Below are 15,521 nucleotides of genomic sequence, written 5' to 3'. Positions count from 1 at the left end.
TTCGACGGTGCATTCAACGCCCATCCGTCTTGTCCAGCAATCCGCCGCACAACACCCTATATTGACGCCAGAACGAATCACGATCGAGCGCTGCGCCCCTTGTCCGACCACAACGCCACCTCCGCCCCTTTGCCCCGCCCCGGCGGCTTGGCCTCACGCGCCGCGGCTGCGCCTGCGGCCGGCTATCTCGCTGGCCTCAACCCGGAGCAGCGCCTCGCCGTCGAGGCGACGGACGGCCCCGTGCTCGTGCTGGCCGGCGCCGGCACCGGCAAGACGCGCGTGCTGACCACCCGCATCGCCCATCTCATCGCGACCAACCGTGCCTACCCCTCGCAAATCCTGTCGGTGACCTTCACCAACAAGGCGGCGCGCGAGATGAAGGAGCGCATCGCCCATCTCGTCGGCCCGGTCGCCGAGGGCATGCCGTGGCTGGGCACCTTCCACTCGATCTCGGCCAAGCTGCTGCGCCGCCATGCCGAACTGCTCGGCCTGCGCTCGGATTTCACCATCCTCGACACCGATGACCAGATCCGCCTGATGAAGCAGGTGATCGCCGCCGCCGATATCGATGAGAAGCGCTGGCCCGGCCGCATGCTGGCGGGCTTCATCGATAGCTGGAAGAACCGTGGCCTCGCCCCCAAGGACGTCCCGCCCGGCGAGGCCGCCGTCTTCGCCAATGGCAAGGGCGGCGCGCTCTACCTCGCTTATCAGGAGCGCTTGAAGACGCTGAACGCCGTCGATTTCGGCGACCTCTTGCTGCACTGCCTAACGCTGTTTCGCGACAATCCCGACGTGCTCGCAACCTATCACGAGCGCTTCCGCTACATCCTGGTCGACGAGTATCAGGACACCAACACGGCCCAGTATCTTTGGCTGCGCCTGCTCGCCCAGGGCCGGCGCAACATCGCCTGCGTCGGCGACGACGACCAGTCGATCTATGGCTGGCGCGGCGCCGAGGTCGACAACATTCTGCGCTTCGAGCACGATTTTCCCGGTGCGACCGTGGTCCGGCTGGAGCGCAATTACCGCTCGACCGGGCATATTCTCGCCACCGCCTCAAAACTAATCGCCCGCAATGAGGGCCGGCTCGGCAAGACGCTGCGTACCGAGGATGTCGAGGGCGAGAAGGTCACCATCACCGGCGCCTGGGACAGCCAGGAAGAGGCCAGGCTGATCGGCGACGAGATCGAGAGCCTGCAGCGCAACGGCCATAACCTCTCCGAGATCGCGATCCTGGTACGCATCTCGGCGCAGATGCGCGAGATCGAGGATCGTTTCGTCCATCTCGGCCTGCCCTATCGCGTCATCGGCGGCCCGCGCTTCTATGAGCGCGCCGAAATCCGCGACGCCATGGCCTATCTGCGCTGCGTCGTCTCGCCAACCGACGACCTCGCCTTCGAGCGCATCGTCAATGTGCCCAAGCGCGGGCTCGGCGACGCCACCATCCAGATCCTGCACAACCACGCCCGCGCATCCCAGGTCTCGCTGCTGCAATCGGCCCGCATGGTGGTCGAGAGCGACGAGTTGAAGCCCAAGGCCAGAACCGCCTTGCGCGAACTGGTCGAGGCCTTCGGCCGTTGGTCGGCCAGGGCCGAGCACATGCCGCAAGGCGAGCTCGCCGAGCTCGTGCTGGAAGAGTCGGGCTATACCGAGATGTGGCAGAAGGACCGCTCGGCCGATGCCGCCGGCCGGCTCGAAAACCTCAAGGAGCTCGTCCGCTCGCTCGACGAATTCCCCGACCTGCCGGCCTTCCTCGAGCATGTCTCGCTGGTGATGGACGCTGATTCCGGCGAAACCGCCGAGCGCGTCTCGATCATGACCCTGCACGGCGCCAAGGGGTTGGAGTTCGACACCGTCTTCCTGCCCGGCTGGGAGGAAGGGCTCTTCCCCAATCAGCGCGCGCTTGACGAGAGCGGTCGCGCCGGCCTGGAGGAGGAGCGCCGCCTCGCCCATGTCGGCCTGACCCGGGCCCGCAAGCGGCTCAAGCTCTATTTTGCCTCGAACCGCCGCATCCACGGCCTCTGGCAATCGAGCCTGCCCAGCCGCTTCATCGACGAATTGCCGGAAGAGCATGTCGAGGTCGTCCAGGCCGCCTCCAATTACAGCCAGGGCGGCTATGGCGCCTCGCGCTTCGACCGCATGGAGAGCTTCGGCTCCAGCTACAACACGCCGGGCTGGCAGCGCGCCCAGGAAAACAAGGCCAAGGCCGGCTCAGGCAGCGGCTCGGGCTTCTCCGACAGCGGCGGACGCGGCTTCGGCTCGGGCGGTTTCGGCGGCGGCCGGCAGCGCGGCCCGATGCTGATCGAAGGCGAGCTCACCGCCAAATCGACCGGCACATCGGCCTATGACGCCGGCGCCCGCGTCTTCCACGTCAAATTCGGCCCCGGCTCCGTCGCCAGCGTCGACGGCAACAAGCTGACCGTCGATTTCGACAAGGCTGGGCGGAAGATGGTGCTGGATAGTTTCGTGCAGAAGGCGGGGTGAGCGGCTGCGTTTACCGGGAATGTCGTCGCGTTATGATCGGCTGACGGAGGCTCCGCCATGCATCATAAACGCAAACGCCCCAAGAGCGCCCGCGCGGGGTGCCTGCTCTGCAAGCCGCACAAGGCCAATGGTTGCTGCGCCGACCACAAGAACATGCGCCATGGCAATCGTCGCCGCTACGAAGGAGGCCGCGATCAATTGCGCTGCGAGGGTTTTGCAGCCCGCTGATCGCGTTCGTTCCTACTCCGCCTCATGGCAGCAGACACAAAGCTTGTTGCCGTCCGGATCGCGGACATAAGCCCCGTAATAATTCGCGTGATAATGCGGCCTCAGGCCCGGCTGCCCTTCGCAGGTCCCGCCATGCGCCAGGGCCGCGGCATGGCAGCGATCGACGATCGCGCGGCTCATTGCCAGCAGGGCGATCATCTGGCCGTTGCCCGGATCGGCCGCCGCACCATCGAAGGGCGTTCCCACGAAGAAGTACGGGCGCGGCGCATCGCGCGGCTGCCAGGCCGCCAGGGGCTTGGCGCGATCGCAGAACCAGAGCTTGTGGCCGAGCGCCTCGAACAGCGCCGCATGGAAGCGAAAGGCCTTCTCGAAATCATTCGTGCTCAAGACGATATGCGACAGCACAACCCACCTCGCTTCTGCACCCGGCTCCGAACGACAATCTAGCGCACACCACTTATCCTCGGAACCACCCGGTCGCACATCGCCTCACCGCCCCTCCCGCGCCTTGAACGCCGCCCGCGCCGCCTCCACCTGTGCGTAATAAGTCTCGGCCCAGACCCAGACTCCGCAGAACGCCGCCGTCAGCTCGCGGCCGAGCTCGGTCTGCGTATAGTCGACATGCGGCGGGATCACCGGATGGACCTTGCGCGTGATCAGCCCGTCGCATTCCATCTGGCGCACCGTCTTGGTCAGCATCTTCTGGCTGATGCCGCCGACGATCCGGCCGATCTGGGTGAAGCGCAGCGTGCCGTGCTCCTCCAGCGCCTCCAGGATCAGCATCGTCCATTTATCCGCAACCTGGGCGATCACGTCGCGCACCAGCGCCTCGACCGCCGGGCTGACCTCGGGATGGGAGAAACCGCCCTGCTCCTGCACGGCCGCGACCGCGTCGCGTATCGTCTGCATCCGACACTCTCCTTTTGGTGCCTATAGAACTTCTGGGTGCCTTCTTTCGTTTGGAGAGCATCGCGCCTAGCTCTTGCCCGCGCAACCACGAAAGGCGCACTCGCGAAAGGACTTGGCGATGAACATCACAGGCAACACCATCCTCATCACCGGCGGCGGCTCGGGCATCGGCCGCGCACTCGCCGAAGCGCTGCACGCCAGGGGCAACAAGGTCATCATCTCCGGCCGCCGCGAGCAATTGCTCGACGAGGTCACCGCGGCCAATCCGGGTATGGCGTCGATCGTGCTCGACATCCAGGACAAGGCGGACATAGCAGCCTTCGCTCGTGACGCCGCCGAGCGCTTCCCGGCGCTGAACGTCGTCATCAACAATGCCGGCATCATGAAGGACGAGGACGTCACCGCGACGGAAGACCACCTCGCCATCGCCGAGGAGACCATCGTCACCAACCTGCTCGGGCCGATCCGGCTGACCGCAGCCCTGCTGCCGCATCTGCTGAGCCAGCCGCAATCGACCGTGATGACCGTGAGCTCGGGATTGGCATTCGTGCCCATGGTGGCGACGCCGAGCTACAGCGCCACCAAGGCCGCGATACATTCCTATTCGATGGCGCTGCGGGCGCAGCTTGCGGGCACCTCGACCCAAGTCATCGAGCTTGCCCCGCCTTACGTCCAAACCGAGTTGCGCGGGCCCAAACAGGCGGTCGATCCCATGGCGATGCCGCTGGCCGATTTCATCACCGAGGTCATGACGATCCTGGAAACGCAAGCCGACGCCCACGAGGTCATCGTCGAACGCTGCAAGCCGCTACGCTTCGCCGCCGAGAACGGTAATCTCGCCGGCGTCTTCGCCATGCTGAACAGCCTGCATTGAGACGAGGAGCTCCGCGCGCCGCGCCGCATGACAAGCGGCGCGCGGGCTGCTATCGCGCTGCCATGCGTGAAGGTCTCCTGCCATCGACGGTCGCGACCGTCCTCGAACTCTCCACCAGCGGCGAGAAGGCGCGCGCGCTGACGGAACTTCTGGGCGAGGTCTTCGACCCGACCGAAACCGCGATCTCCGCCTTCGAGATCGAGAGCGGTGTCACCACGCTCTCGCTGAACGCGCCCTGGAAGGTCGAGATCTATTTCGCCACACACCCGGACGAAGACGCCGTACGCGACATGCTGCGGCCGATCGTCGGCGACGTCATCGACACGACGCCCTTCATGACCGTGAACCAGCAGGATTGGGTCGCGGCCAGTCTCGATGGCCTCAAGCCCGTGCGCGCCGGCCGCGTCCTTGTCCATGGTGAGCATGATCGCGACGCGGTGCGCATCAACGATGTCGGCATCGAGATTCCAGCCGCGCTCGCCTTCGGCACCGGCCATCACGGCACCACGGCGGGCTGCCTCTTGGCGCTCGACGCCGAACTGAAGCAGCGCCGGCCGCGCAACGCCATCGACGTCGGCACCGGCACCGGGATCCTGGCGCTGGCGCTGGCCAAGCAGATCAAGCGCAAGGTCGTCGCCGGCGATATCGACCTCGTCGCGGTCGAGGTTGCCGCGCATAATGCTCGCGTCAACCACGCCCCTCATGGCCTCGACCTCTATGTCGCGCCGGGCCTGCGCCATGCCAAGGCGAACCGGCCCGGCCATTTCGACCTCATCTTTGCCAATATCCTGGCCGGGCCGCTGAAGCGCCTGGCACCTTCGATCGCCCTGGCCCTCTCAGGCGACGGTACGGTGATCCTGTCGGGCCTGCTGGCGATGGATGTCGCCGGCGTCGTCTCGACCTACCGGCATCAGGGGCTCTATCTCGCCCGCCAGTCGCTGCGCGAGGGCTGGGCGACGCTGGTCATGAAAAAAGGCGGCGCAGCCCCCAGGCCACGCCGCCTTCGATAGATCAGGCAAACCACATCAAAGACCCGGAACGTCCCGGGAGCGATCCTTCGCCAGGCTGAGTCGCATGGCGTGGCGTTCGAGAACCGGAGCGGAGCGGACTTTTGTCCGTGAGCACCGGAAGCGCAGAACGCCGCGCCAGGCGGCCAGCATCGCGAAGGAGCGCGGGCTCAGAAGCCCATATGGCCGTATTTGGCTTCCGCCTCAGCCTGCATCGAGCGGGCATCGTGCCAGACAGCGGCGGTGAACTTGGCCGTGTCGATGGCCCACTCATAGACGTGCTTGACGATGGCGATCATGATCGTTGTCCGATGTTGCGCGGCGCGGCGCGAAGCCGGCGCGTGAGATCAGGGATTGCTGGGTTCAGCGATTGAAAGGCAGCTTGGCGTCGTTGCTGAGAGCGGTCTGCGGGAAACCGCCCAGAACGATCTCGGCCTCGTTGACCAAATAGGAACGCGCACGCAGCTCACGGGCGGCGGAACGACGGCGGCTCTCGACCAGCGCCGCAAAGAGCCGCTGCCAGAAGCTCGGGCTGCTCGGAGCGGCGGCCTCGGAAGCGGGCAGAACGGCGGTGTTGTTCATCACATAGGTCACAGGTCCATCTCCTCATTCAAACGAAGGACAGTCCCGGTCGCTTCCTCGTTCTCTTATGCGACTAAAGTGGACCTTCTTCGCACTTGCGAAAAGGGGCCTTCGCAGATGCGAGATATGCACAGAATGCATGCACTTGGCCTCGTTTCGTTAACGATCGCGATTTTCGCATAACAAAGAGGCAGCAAGCCCAAACGCGAGGCCGCTGCGGCCTGCGGAGAAAGCAGAGTGGAAAGCCGCTTTTGCTCTGGCTTTCGCGGGCCCGAGTCGCGACCATGGCCAAAACCACCGCTTCCGGACCCGTCATGACCGAATCGCCCGCCGCCTGCCGCTTCCAGTCCTTCTCGGAACCGAGCGACCCCTCCCAGGTCGCCCCCAGGGTCGCCGCCCTGCGCGGCGCGCTCGCGGCGCAAGGGCTGGACGGCTTCATCATCCCGCGCGCCGACGAGCACCAGGGCGAGTACGTCCCGGCGCATATGGCCCGCCTCGCCTGGCTGACGGGCTTCACCGGCTCGGCCGGCAACGCCATCGTGCTAGCCGACAAGGCGGCGCTGATCGTCGATGGCCGCTACACCATCCAATCGGCCGAGCAGACAGACACCGCCAGTATCACGCCGACGAAGCTGGAGGAGATGCCGCTGGAGCGCTGGATCGAGACGAACCTGCAGGCTGGCGGCAAGCTCGGCTACGATCCCTGGCTCCACACCGTCGACGGCGTCATCAAGCTGGAGAAGGCGGTCGCGGCAGCCGGCGGCACGCTGGTCGCGCTCAAGGCGAACCCGATCGACGCGCTCTGGAGCGACCGCCCTGCCCCGCCCGCTGCTCCAGTCAAGGCGCATCGCGCCGATTTTGCCGGTGAGAGCACGGCGAGCAAGCTCGCCCGCATCCAGGAGGCGCTCGCCAAGGCCAAGGTCGATGCGCTCGTGGTCTCGGACCCGCATGCGCTGGCCTGGACCTTCAACATCCGCGGCGGCGATGTCGAGCACACCCCGCTGCCGCTGGGCTATGCCATCGTGCCGCGCGAGGGCCGACCCACCGTCTTTCTGGCCCCGGAAAAGGTGACGAACGAGGCCGGCGATGCCATCGGCGCAGTCGGCGAGATCGCTCCCCCCGCAGCGTTGGAGACGCAGCTCAACGCGCTGGGCGCGGCCAAGGCCAAGGTCCGGCTCGACTCGGCGACCGCAGCCTCCGCGCTCGCAACGCTGATCGCCAAGGCCGGCGGCACGCCCGATGCCGGCGCGGACCCGATCGCCCTGATGAAGGCGCGCAAGAACGAGGCGGAGCTGAAAGGCGCGCGCGACGCCCATCTGCGCGACGGCGCGGCGATCGTGCGTTACCTCTCCTGGCTGGCGCGCGAGGCGCCCAAGGGCGGTTTGACCGAGATCGATGCTGTCGCGGCACTCGAAGCCGAGCGCATGAAGACCGGGCTGCTCAAGGATGTCTCCTTCACCACCATCGCCGGCGCCGGCCCCAATGCCGCCCTGCCGCATTACCGCGTCAGCGAGGCCAGTAACCGCAGAATCGAGCCCGGCATCCTCCTGGTCGATTCCGGCGGGCAATATGAGGACGGCACCACCGATATCACCCGCACCATGGCAGTGGGCGAGCCCACCGACGAGATGCGCGACCGCTACACCCGCGTGCTCAAAGGCCATCTCGCGATTTCGCGCGTCGTCTTCGTCAAGGGCACCTCGGGCGCGCAGCTCGATGCGCTGGCGCGGTTGCCGCTCTGGCAGGCGGGCTTGGATTTCGACCACGGCACGGGCCATGGCGTTGGCAGCTATCTCTCGGTGCATGAGGGGCCGCAGCGCCTCTCCAAGCTCGGCACCACGCCATTGGAGCCGGGCATGATCCTCTCCAACGAGCCGGGCTACTATAAGGAAGGCGAATACGGCATCCGCATCGAGAACCTGATCGTGGTCGAGGAGCGTGTCATCCCTGGCGGCGACCGCACCATCTACGGCTTCGAGACCATCACCTGGGCGCCCTATGAGCGCGCCTTGATTGATCTGAAGCTGCTCGACGCCGGCGAGATCGCCTGGATCAACGCCTATCACGCCCAGGTCTGGAGCAATCTCGCCCCGCTGGTCGAGGGTGAGGCGAAGGCCTGGCTGGAGAAGGCGTGCTTGCCGCTTTGAGAGCCTTCCCATCTCCCCTCGCGGGAGAAGGGAAGAGCGCTATGTCAACGCCCTGAGCCCCACTACCGCAATCACCCCGACCACCACCACGGCCAGGAAGGGCAGCCGCGTCGCAGCCAGCGCGGTCACGGCAGCCGCAGCCGTCTCGGGCCAGCCGGTCGCGAGCGCGCTCGGTGCGATCACGGCGATCAGGACAGCCGGCGGAATCGCATCGAAAGCAGCCTGCGCGCGCGGCGACAGATCGAACCGGCCAGCCAGCGCCAGTCCCGCCACCCGTGTCGCATAGGTCACCACAGCCATTCCGAGGATGGCGAGAAGGTTGAGGCTGTCGAGCGCCATCACGCCGCCTCCTCGCTGGCAACCGCGGCATCGCTGCCGGCCGCGAGCCACGCCGCCGCCAGCCCGCAAAGCGCGCCGGCCAGCACATGCCAAGGCGGTCCGGCCAAGCGGTAGGTCAGGGCCGAGGCGACGCCGGAGGCCGCCACGGTCCAGGCCGTGACGCGCCCTTTCCAGAAAGCGGCGGTCAACGCGATGAAGATGGCGGTGAAGGCGAAATCCGCGCCGAAGCGCCGTGGATCGCCCAGCGCCGGGCCGACCACGGCGCCGAGCGTCGTCATCATCAGCCAGCAGCCGACGAAGGGCACGATCATGCCGAACCAATAGCCCGGCGTCAGGCTATGCGTGCGCGCCCGCTTCTCGGCCAGCGCCCAGTTCTCATCGGCCATATAGGCGAGGCCGAGCCATTTTTGCCAGGGCGCGAAGCCATCGAGCTTCGGCACCAGCGAGGTGCCCATCAACACATGGCGGGCATTGATCAGCAGCGTCGAGAAGATCAGCGCCGCGACCGGGGCTGGCGTCGCCCATAATTCGACGGCGGCGAACTGAGCCCCGCCGGCGAAGACGAGCGCGCTCATCAGGAAAACCTCGAATGGCGACAGACCCTTGCCTGCCGCGAGCGCGCCGAACAGCAAGGCGAAGGGCGCAGCCGCCAGCATAGCCGGCCAGATGTCGGAAAAGCCCGTGCGGGCGTCGTCGAGAGTTGATGACATGAGGTGCTGAGGATGGGGCGCTGAAGGTCAGGAGAGATGGGCGGAGCGCAGCACGCCGGGCGTCACGCCATAGCGCGCCTTGAAGGCTCGGGTCAGATGGGCCTGGTCGCAGAAACCGGTCGCCGCCGCGACATCGCCCGGCGTCTCGCCGCGACGCAACCGGTCACGGGCGCGCCGGACGCGGACATCGATCAGCCAGGCATGGGGCGTCAGCCCGGTTTCACGCCGGAATGCGCGGATCAGGTGATGGCGCGGCAGCCCCGCGGCCCGGGCGAGATCCGCGAGCGAGAGATCCTCGCCATGGCGCGCCTCGATCAGCGCCTTGACGATCGCGACCGGGCCCGTCTCCTGCCCGACGGAACGCACCGCAAGACTGGCGTGGTGGCCAAGGAAATGGGCGTAGGCGCGCACCAGCCTCTCCTCGCCGGCGAGCGCATCCGTGCCCTCCTCCAGCAATTGATGCGCCGCGCTGAACAGCGCCGCCCCGACAGGATCATGCACCACGGGCTCGCGGAAGAACGGCGTGCCGATGCCATCATGCCCCGTCAGCGAGGCGGCCAGCTCCTGCATCAGCCCGATCGTCGGATAGCTCATCCGGTAGCGGTAGCCGCCCTCGCTCGGCGCGCCGTCATGAACGTCGAGCGGGTGGTTCATCACGATGTCGCCCGCCCCGGCATAGAGCTTGCGGCCGCGCGCATGCCAGACCTCGCAACCGGTCTCGATCGTCCCGATCGCATAGGTGTCGTGCGCATGCGGCGCATAGGCATGGGTACGGAAGGTCGCGGCCAGGAACTCGAGCGCGCCGAAGCGCGGCGCGGTGAAGAGGTGCGCCCTCTCCTCCGCCCGCAGCGGCGATGCCGACAAGGCCTGTCCCTGGCTGATCAATTCCATGGGACGAGCTTAGACTGGATTGGGCTCGCCCTGTCTTGAAGAAAAGTGATGAAGCCGATCAGGCCGGCTTCATCTCGCCGCGCCCGGCAAAGGCGACGAGAAGCGCGCCCGCCAGTGTCGCCAGGGCGCAATAGCCGGTCGCGCCCGTGGCGCCGAAATGGTCGACCAGCACCCCGCCGAGAACGGCCCCGCTGGCGATCGCGACCTGGAAGGCGGCAACCAGCAAACCACCCACGGCTTCCGCCTGGTCCGGCGCGACGCGCACCATCCAGGTCTGGAGACCGACCGGCAGCGCACCGAAAGCGAAGCCCCAGAGCGCGACGGCGCCGGCTGCGACCCAGAGACTGCCGCCAAAGGCAACGAGCGCCGCCGCCGTCACTGCGGCGAGCAGGGCGCCGAAGATTACCGCGGCGGGCGCGCTGCGCTCGACGATCGCCGCGCCGGCGAAATTGCCGAAGAAGCCGCCGATGCCATAGGCCAGGAGCACAAGCGAGATCGTCTCGACCGAAAGCCGCGGCACCTGTTCAAGGAAGGGGCGGACATAGGTGAAGCCGGCGAAATGGCCCGAGATCACGATGAGCACCGTCGCCAGGACGAGCCGGACATTGCCGCGCCGCAGCAACGAAAACAGCGTCCCGAGCTGCGCGGCCGCCAGCGGCGGCAGGCGCGGCATGGTGGCGAGCTGGGCGATCAGGGCCAGGATTCCGACTACGGCCCCGATCGCGAAGACCGAGCGCCAGCCGAGCAGGTCGCCGAGATAGGCACCGACCGGCGCGGCGCTGACCGTCGCGAAGGAGACGCCGGTGAAGATGATCGACATGGCGCGGGGCAGCGCGCGCTCCGGCACCAGCCGCATCGCGGTTGCCGCCATCATCGACCAGAAGCCGCCGAGCCCGATGCCGAGCAGCACCCGCGCCGCCAAGAGCGTAGCGAGGCCGTCGGAGAGTGCGGCGAGGATGTTGGACAGCACCAAGAGGACGGTGAAACCCCAGATCACGAGGCGGCGGTCGAGCCCGCGCGTCAGGATCGACGTGAAGAGCGCGGCAAGAATCGCGACCACGGCGGTCGCGGTCACGGTCTGCCCGGCCGCACCGTCCGAAACGCCGAGATCCGCCGCCATCGGCGTCAGCAGGCTGGCGGGCAGGAATTCGGCCGTGACCAGGCCGAAAACGCCGAGGGTGAGCGAGGCGATCGCGGACCAGGCCGGGCTTTGCTCATCGGCATCGGCCGGAGAATCGAATGGCAGGGTTGCCACTGCGGCTGCGGATTCGGACATGGCTGTCTCCAAAGGGTTGCCGCAAGATGGGCGTGACCGCCTGGAGCTTCCATGCTAGTTTCTCCATAATGCTTGACCATTCGTCCAAGATTGCTGCGCCTGCGAACGATCCGCTGACCGAGATGCTGCGGGGTCTGCGGCTCGATGGCGTCGAATATGGCCGCTGTCAGATGGCGGAGCCCTGGGCCATCGCCGTTCCCGCCCAGAAGGCCGCGCGCTTCTACTTCATCGGCAAGCGCGGCTGCTGGCTGCTGACCCCCGCGAAGGAATGGATCGAATTGCGCGACGGCGACGCGCTGCTGTTCCCGCGCGGCGCCGAGCATGTGCTCGCCAGCGCGCCGGATGTCGAGGCCTTTCCGCTGGGAAGCTGCCAGGTCCAGAAGGTCTGCGGCAACATCTTCGATCTCAAGGGCGGCGGGGACGGCGAGGCCACCCTGCTCTTCAGCGGCAGCATGACCTTCAATGTCGACAGCGCCCATCCCCTGCTGCGGATGATGCCCGAGCTGATGCGCATGTGCGATCTGGCGACGAGCGAATCGGGCATCCCGCATCTCCTGGAGGCGATGGCCCGCGAAGTGGCGATGGACCGGGTCGGCGCCGGCGGCATCCTGGCGCGGCTCGCCGATGTGCTGGCCGCCAGCATCATCCGCTCCTGGGTCGAGAGCGGCTGCGGCGACGCCACGGGCTGGATCGCGGCGGCGCGCTGCCCCGATGTCGGCAAGGTGCTGGCGGCGATCCATCTCGACCCGGAGCGCGACTGGACGGTCGCTTCGCTCGCCAGGCTGATGGGCGCCTCGCGCTCCGCCTTCGCCGAGCGCTTCGCCAGCGTCGTCGGCGAGACGCCGGCCCGCTATGTCGCGCAGATGCGCATGCATCAGGCCCGGCAATGGCTCGCCGGCGACAAGCTCAAGATCTCGGTCGTGGCCCGGCGTCTCGGCTATGAATCGGAAGCCTCCTTCAGTCGCGCCTTCAAGCGCGTCATCGGCACGGCGCCGAGCCATGTCCGGACAGACGGCGCCAACGGACAGAATGGAGCGACGCGGCCAAGCGCGGGCAACTGACCGCGTGACGCCATCCGCCCCCGCGCGTTCAGCTTGCGAGCTTGAAGCGGCAATCCGAGTTCAGCAAAATAATCGGCGACATCACCTCGGGCATCGCAGCCATGCGTCGACCCGAACGGAACAATGACGCGCTGCGCCGGTTCTGTTTGGGACCGCCGAGCGCCCGAAAGCCGGCGCTGCGGCCCATGCGAACGGACATTCCTCATGACAATCAAACGTATCACCTTGGCCGGCGCAGCGGCGTTGGCGCTCCTGGCCCTCCCCCTCAGCGCCAGCGCGCAGGGCATTCCGCGCGGCGCGTCTGAAGGCGCGCGCGTCGGCAACCAGGCGGCCGGCCCGGTCGGCGGCGCTGCGGGCGCGGTCGTTGGCGGCGTTGCCGGTGGCGTGGTCGGCGGCGTCAAGGGCGTCGTCGGCATTCCGCAGAGGACCGGCGTTTCGCATCGCCATCGCCACCACCACAGGCGCCATCATCGCCACTGAAGGCGGTATCCAGAGCGTTTTCGAGCGAAGTGGATACCGGTTCGTGTGAAGAAAACGCGTTAAAACAAAAAGCTGGAGCAATTGAGCGATCCAACTGGATCGGGCAATGCTCTAGCCTCCGACGAGGGTGAACCAACCTGCCTCGTCGATGACCTGGACGCCGTGCTTTGCGGCGTCCTTGAGCTTCGAGCCGGCGCCAGGCCCCGCGACCAGAAGATCGGTCTTCGAGGAGACCGAGCCCGCGACCTTGGCGCCGAGCCGCTCGGCCATCGCCTTGGCCTCGTCACGGGTCATCTGCTCCAGCGCGCCGGTGAAGACGACGATCTTGCCCGCAACCGGGCTGACCGAGGCGACCGCCTCCAGTGGCTGCGGCACGACCTGAGCCAAAAGCCGGTCGAGCAACTCCACATTATGCGCCTCGGCGAAGAACTGCATCAACGCCTCGACCACGGTCGGCCCGACGCCGTCGATCGCGTCGAGTTCCTGGCGCTCGGGCGAGACCGGATCGGCAGCTGCGATGCCAGCCGCGCGCAAAGCCTCGAACGAACCGTAATGCCGCGCCAAAAGCCGGGCATTGGTCTCGCCGATATGGCGGATGCCGAGCCCGAAGATGAAGCGGTTGAGCGGTGGCTGGCGCCTGTCCTCGATCGCGGCGAACAGCTTGGCGACGCTCTGGCTGCCAAAACCTTCCTTGTCCTTGAGCTTCTTGAAATTCGCGGCGTCGCGCTGCGCCAGCGTGAAGATGTCGGCCGGCTCCTTCACCGGCAGGTCGGGATCGGCATGGAAGAACTCGATCTGCTTGTCGCCGAGCCCGTCAATGTCGAGCGCGTCGCGCGAGACGAAGTGCTTCAGGCGCTCCACCGCTTGGGCCGGGCAGATGAGGCCGCCGGTGCAGCGGCGCACCGCATCCTCCTTGCCGCTGCGCGGGTTCATCTCCCGGGTCGCATGGCTGCCGCAGGCCGGACATAGCGTCGGGAAGGTATAAGGCTGCGAATCCGCTGGCCGCTTGGCGAGATCGACCGACTGGACGCGCGGAATGACGTCGCCCGCGCGCTTCACCGTCACCGTATCGCCGACGCGAATGTCGGAGCCGTCGCGGATCGGCAGCCCCTTGGAATCGAAGCCGCGGATATAATCCTCATTGTGCAGCGTCGCATTGGAGACAACGACGCCGCCGACTGTCACCGGCCTGAGCTTGGCGACGGGGCTGAGCGCGCCGGTGCGCCCGACCTGGATCTCGATCGCCTCCAGTACCGTGGTCGCGAGCTCGGCCGGGAATTTATGCGCGATCGCCCAACGCGGCGCGCGCGCGACGAAGCCGAGCCGCGTCTGCAGGACAAGCTCGTCGACCTTGTAGACGACGCCGTCGATATCGTAGCCGAGCGTGGCGCGCTGGCTCTCGATCAATCGGTAGCGTTCCAGCAACTCCTCGACGCTCTCGCAGCGCTTCATCAGCGGATTGGTGCGAAAACCCCAGCGCTTGAAGGCCTCGACCACGCCGAACTGCGTCCCAGCCGGCAAGACCGGCATCTCGCCCCAGGCATAGGCGAAGAAGCGCAAAGGCCGCGCTGCGGTGATCGAAACATCGAGCTGGCGCAACGAGCCCGCCGCCGCATTGCGCGGATTGGCGAATTCGGGCAGCCCCTTCTCGCGCTGGCGTTCGTTGATGCCGGCGAAATCGGCATGGCCGAGATAGACCTCGCCGCGCACCTCGGCGATCTCGGGCACATCATCGCCAGAAAGCACATGCGGGATTTCGGAAATCGTGCGGGCATTCAGCGTGACGTCCTCGCCCTCCTCGCCATCGCCGCGCGTCGCGGCGGAGACAAGCCTGCCCTCCTCGTAGCGCAGCGAGAGCGAGAGACCGTCGATCTTGGGCTCCGCCGTGAAGGCGATGCCGCCCTCCTCCTTCATGCCGAGGAAGCTGCGCACGCGCTGCACGAAATCGGCGACATCCTCATCCGTGAAGGCGTTGCCGAGCGAGAGCATCGGCACGCGGTGCCGGATCTTGGCGAATTTCCCCGAGAGCTTGGCGCCGACCTTGTCGCTGACGGACCCCGCGTCCTTCAGGGCCGGGAACGCCTCCTCCAGCACGACGAGCCGACGGCGCTTGGCGTCATAGCTCGCATCGTCGAGGATCGGCTGGTCGTCCTGGAAATAGGCGCTGTCGGCAGCCGCAATCTCGGCGGCGAGCAGCTTGTGCTCCGCCCTGGCCTGGCGCTGCGTCAACTCCGCGACGGGAATGGCTTGGGACTCGCTCATGGCCCTTCATTAAGCGAGATGCCTGTGACGAGAAAGGGCAGGAGCCGACGCGACCTAGCATCGGCCCGAAAAGTGGGAACCGGTTTTCGGAATAAGCCGATGCTAGATCAAAACCCTGCAGCATCAGACCGAATGCGATATTCGGTCTGATGCTGCAGCCTCCGCGTCCCGCTTTCGTGTTCGGCATGCATGCGACAAGACGCCCGTTCGCGCGTATAATGGCAGCGCTGGGAATTGGAAGCTCGACGCCTGCAGGCCGTTGACCCAAGGA

Annotated in this window: 17 protein-coding genes; 7 read left to right on the top strand and 10 right to left on the bottom strand. The window is 66.8% G+C overall.

Annotated elements, in window-relative coordinates:
- The first annotated feature begins 99 nt into the window (after positions 1-99).
- Both RMR04_RS09030 and RMR04_RS09025 read left to right on the top strand, forming a co-directional pair.
- A complete protein-coding gene (locus RMR04_RS09030) occupies positions 100-2,484 on the top strand; it encodes an ATP-dependent helicase (protein ID WP_311914253.1) in 2,385 nt (794 codons plus the stop codon).
- A 57-nt stretch (positions 2,485-2,541) separates the two neighbouring features.
- Positions 2,542-2,712 carry a hypothetical protein gene (locus RMR04_RS09025; protein WP_311914252.1) on the top strand — a complete coding sequence of 57 codons (171 nt, stop codon included), beginning with the start codon at positions 2,542-2,544 and terminating at the stop codon, positions 2,710-2,712.
- Positions 2,713-2,724: 12 nt separating this feature from the next.
- On the opposite strand, the gene RMR04_RS09020 is transcribed toward RMR04_RS09025, so the two are convergent.
- Together RMR04_RS09020 and RMR04_RS09015 are read right to left on the bottom strand one after the other, a co-directional pair.
- Positions 2,725-3,099, bottom strand: coding sequence for a VOC family protein (locus RMR04_RS09020; protein WP_311914251.1), 375 nt, complete (start codon positions 3,097-3,099; stop codon positions 2,725-2,727).
- A 102-nt stretch (positions 3,100-3,201) separates the two neighbouring features.
- A complete protein-coding gene (locus tag RMR04_RS09015; protein WP_311914250.1) occupies positions 3,202-3,621 on the bottom strand; it encodes a winged helix-turn-helix transcriptional regulator in 420 nt (139 codons plus the stop codon).
- Between the two features lie 118 nt (positions 3,622-3,739).
- On the opposite strand from RMR04_RS09015, the gene RMR04_RS09010 reads away from it, so the two are divergent.
- Positions 3,740-4,495 (top strand): SDR family oxidoreductase, encoded by a 756-nt coding sequence (locus tag RMR04_RS09010; RefSeq protein ID WP_311914249.1) that lies wholly within the window; start codon positions 3,740-3,742, stop codon positions 4,493-4,495.
- A 62-nt stretch (positions 4,496-4,557) separates the two neighbouring features.
- Positions 4,558-5,505, top strand: a complete 948-nt coding sequence (locus RMR04_RS09005; RefSeq protein ID WP_311914248.1) for a 50S ribosomal protein L11 methyltransferase — start codon at positions 4,558-4,560, stop codon at positions 5,503-5,505.
- Between the two features lie 167 nt (positions 5,506-5,672).
- Here the strand turns inward: RMR04_RS09005 and RMR04_RS09000 are convergent, their stop codons facing one another.
- Together RMR04_RS09000 and RMR04_RS08995 are read right to left on the bottom strand one after the other, a co-directional pair.
- A complete protein-coding gene (locus tag RMR04_RS09000; protein ID WP_280141727.1) occupies positions 5,673-5,801 on the bottom strand; it encodes a hypothetical protein in 129 nt (42 codons plus the stop codon).
- Between the two features lie 64 nt (positions 5,802-5,865).
- Complete coding sequence (locus tag RMR04_RS08995) at positions 5,866-6,096, bottom strand: hypothetical protein (RefSeq protein WP_311914247.1); 231 nt, start codon at positions 6,094-6,096, stop codon at positions 5,866-5,868.
- A 302-nt stretch (positions 6,097-6,398) separates the two neighbouring features.
- Between RMR04_RS08995 and RMR04_RS08990 the strand changes: the two genes are divergently transcribed.
- Positions 6,399-8,231, top strand: a complete 1,833-nt coding sequence (locus tag RMR04_RS08990) for an aminopeptidase P family protein (RefSeq protein ID WP_311914246.1) — start codon at positions 6,399-6,401, stop codon at positions 8,229-8,231.
- A 39-nt stretch (positions 8,232-8,270) separates the two neighbouring features.
- On the opposite strand, the gene RMR04_RS08985 is transcribed toward RMR04_RS08990, so the two are convergent.
- Genes RMR04_RS08985 through RMR04_RS08970 form a run of 4 tightly spaced genes read right to left on the bottom strand, consistent with a single transcriptional unit; the run spans position 8,271 to position 11,447 of the window.
- On the bottom strand, positions 8,271-8,570 hold the full coding sequence (locus RMR04_RS08985; RefSeq protein ID WP_311914245.1) for an AzlD family protein: 300 nt from the start codon (positions 8,568-8,570) through the stop codon (positions 8,271-8,273).
- Complete coding sequence (locus RMR04_RS08980; RefSeq protein ID WP_311914244.1) at positions 8,570-9,280, bottom strand: AzlC family ABC transporter permease; 711 nt, start codon at positions 9,278-9,280, stop codon at positions 8,570-8,572. The genes RMR04_RS08985 and RMR04_RS08980 overlap by 1 nt, the downstream gene beginning before the upstream one ends.
- A 27-nt stretch (positions 9,281-9,307) precedes the next feature.
- Complete coding sequence (locus RMR04_RS08975) at positions 9,308-10,171, bottom strand: AraC family transcriptional regulator (RefSeq protein WP_311914242.1); 864 nt, start codon at positions 10,169-10,171, stop codon at positions 9,308-9,310.
- Between the two features lie 58 nt (positions 10,172-10,229).
- Entirely contained in the window at positions 10,230-11,447 is a 1,218-nt protein-coding gene (locus RMR04_RS08970) for an MFS transporter (protein ID WP_311914239.1), read from the bottom strand.
- Positions 11,448-11,515: 68 nt separating this feature from the next.
- Between RMR04_RS08970 and RMR04_RS08965 the strand changes: the two genes are divergently transcribed.
- Positions 11,516-12,508, top strand: coding sequence for an AraC family transcriptional regulator (locus RMR04_RS08965; RefSeq protein WP_311914238.1), 993 nt, complete (start codon positions 11,516-11,518; stop codon positions 12,506-12,508).
- Between the two features lie 28 nt (positions 12,509-12,536).
- On the opposite strand, the gene RMR04_RS08960 is transcribed toward RMR04_RS08965, so the two are convergent.
- Positions 12,537-12,695, bottom strand: coding sequence for a hypothetical protein (locus RMR04_RS08960; protein WP_311914237.1), 159 nt, complete (start codon positions 12,693-12,695; stop codon positions 12,537-12,539).
- Positions 12,696-12,712: 17 nt separating this feature from the next.
- Between RMR04_RS08960 and RMR04_RS08955 the strand changes: the two genes are divergently transcribed.
- Complete coding sequence (locus RMR04_RS08955) at positions 12,713-12,988, top strand: hypothetical protein (RefSeq protein WP_311914236.1); 276 nt, start codon at positions 12,713-12,715, stop codon at positions 12,986-12,988.
- Between the two features lie 111 nt (positions 12,989-13,099).
- On the opposite strand, the gene ligA is transcribed toward RMR04_RS08955, so the two are convergent.
- Entirely contained in the window at positions 13,100-15,250 is a 2,151-nt protein-coding gene (gene ligA, locus RMR04_RS08950) for an NAD-dependent DNA ligase LigA (RefSeq protein WP_311914235.1), read from the bottom strand.
- Positions 15,251-15,521: the final 271 nt, after the last annotated feature.

The organism is Bosea sp. 685, from assembly GCF_031884435.1.
In the GTDB taxonomy this organism is placed as follows: domain Bacteria; phylum Pseudomonadota; class Alphaproteobacteria; order Rhizobiales; family Beijerinckiaceae; genus Allobosea.
This window is presented reverse-complemented; position numbering and strand designations above follow the sequence as displayed.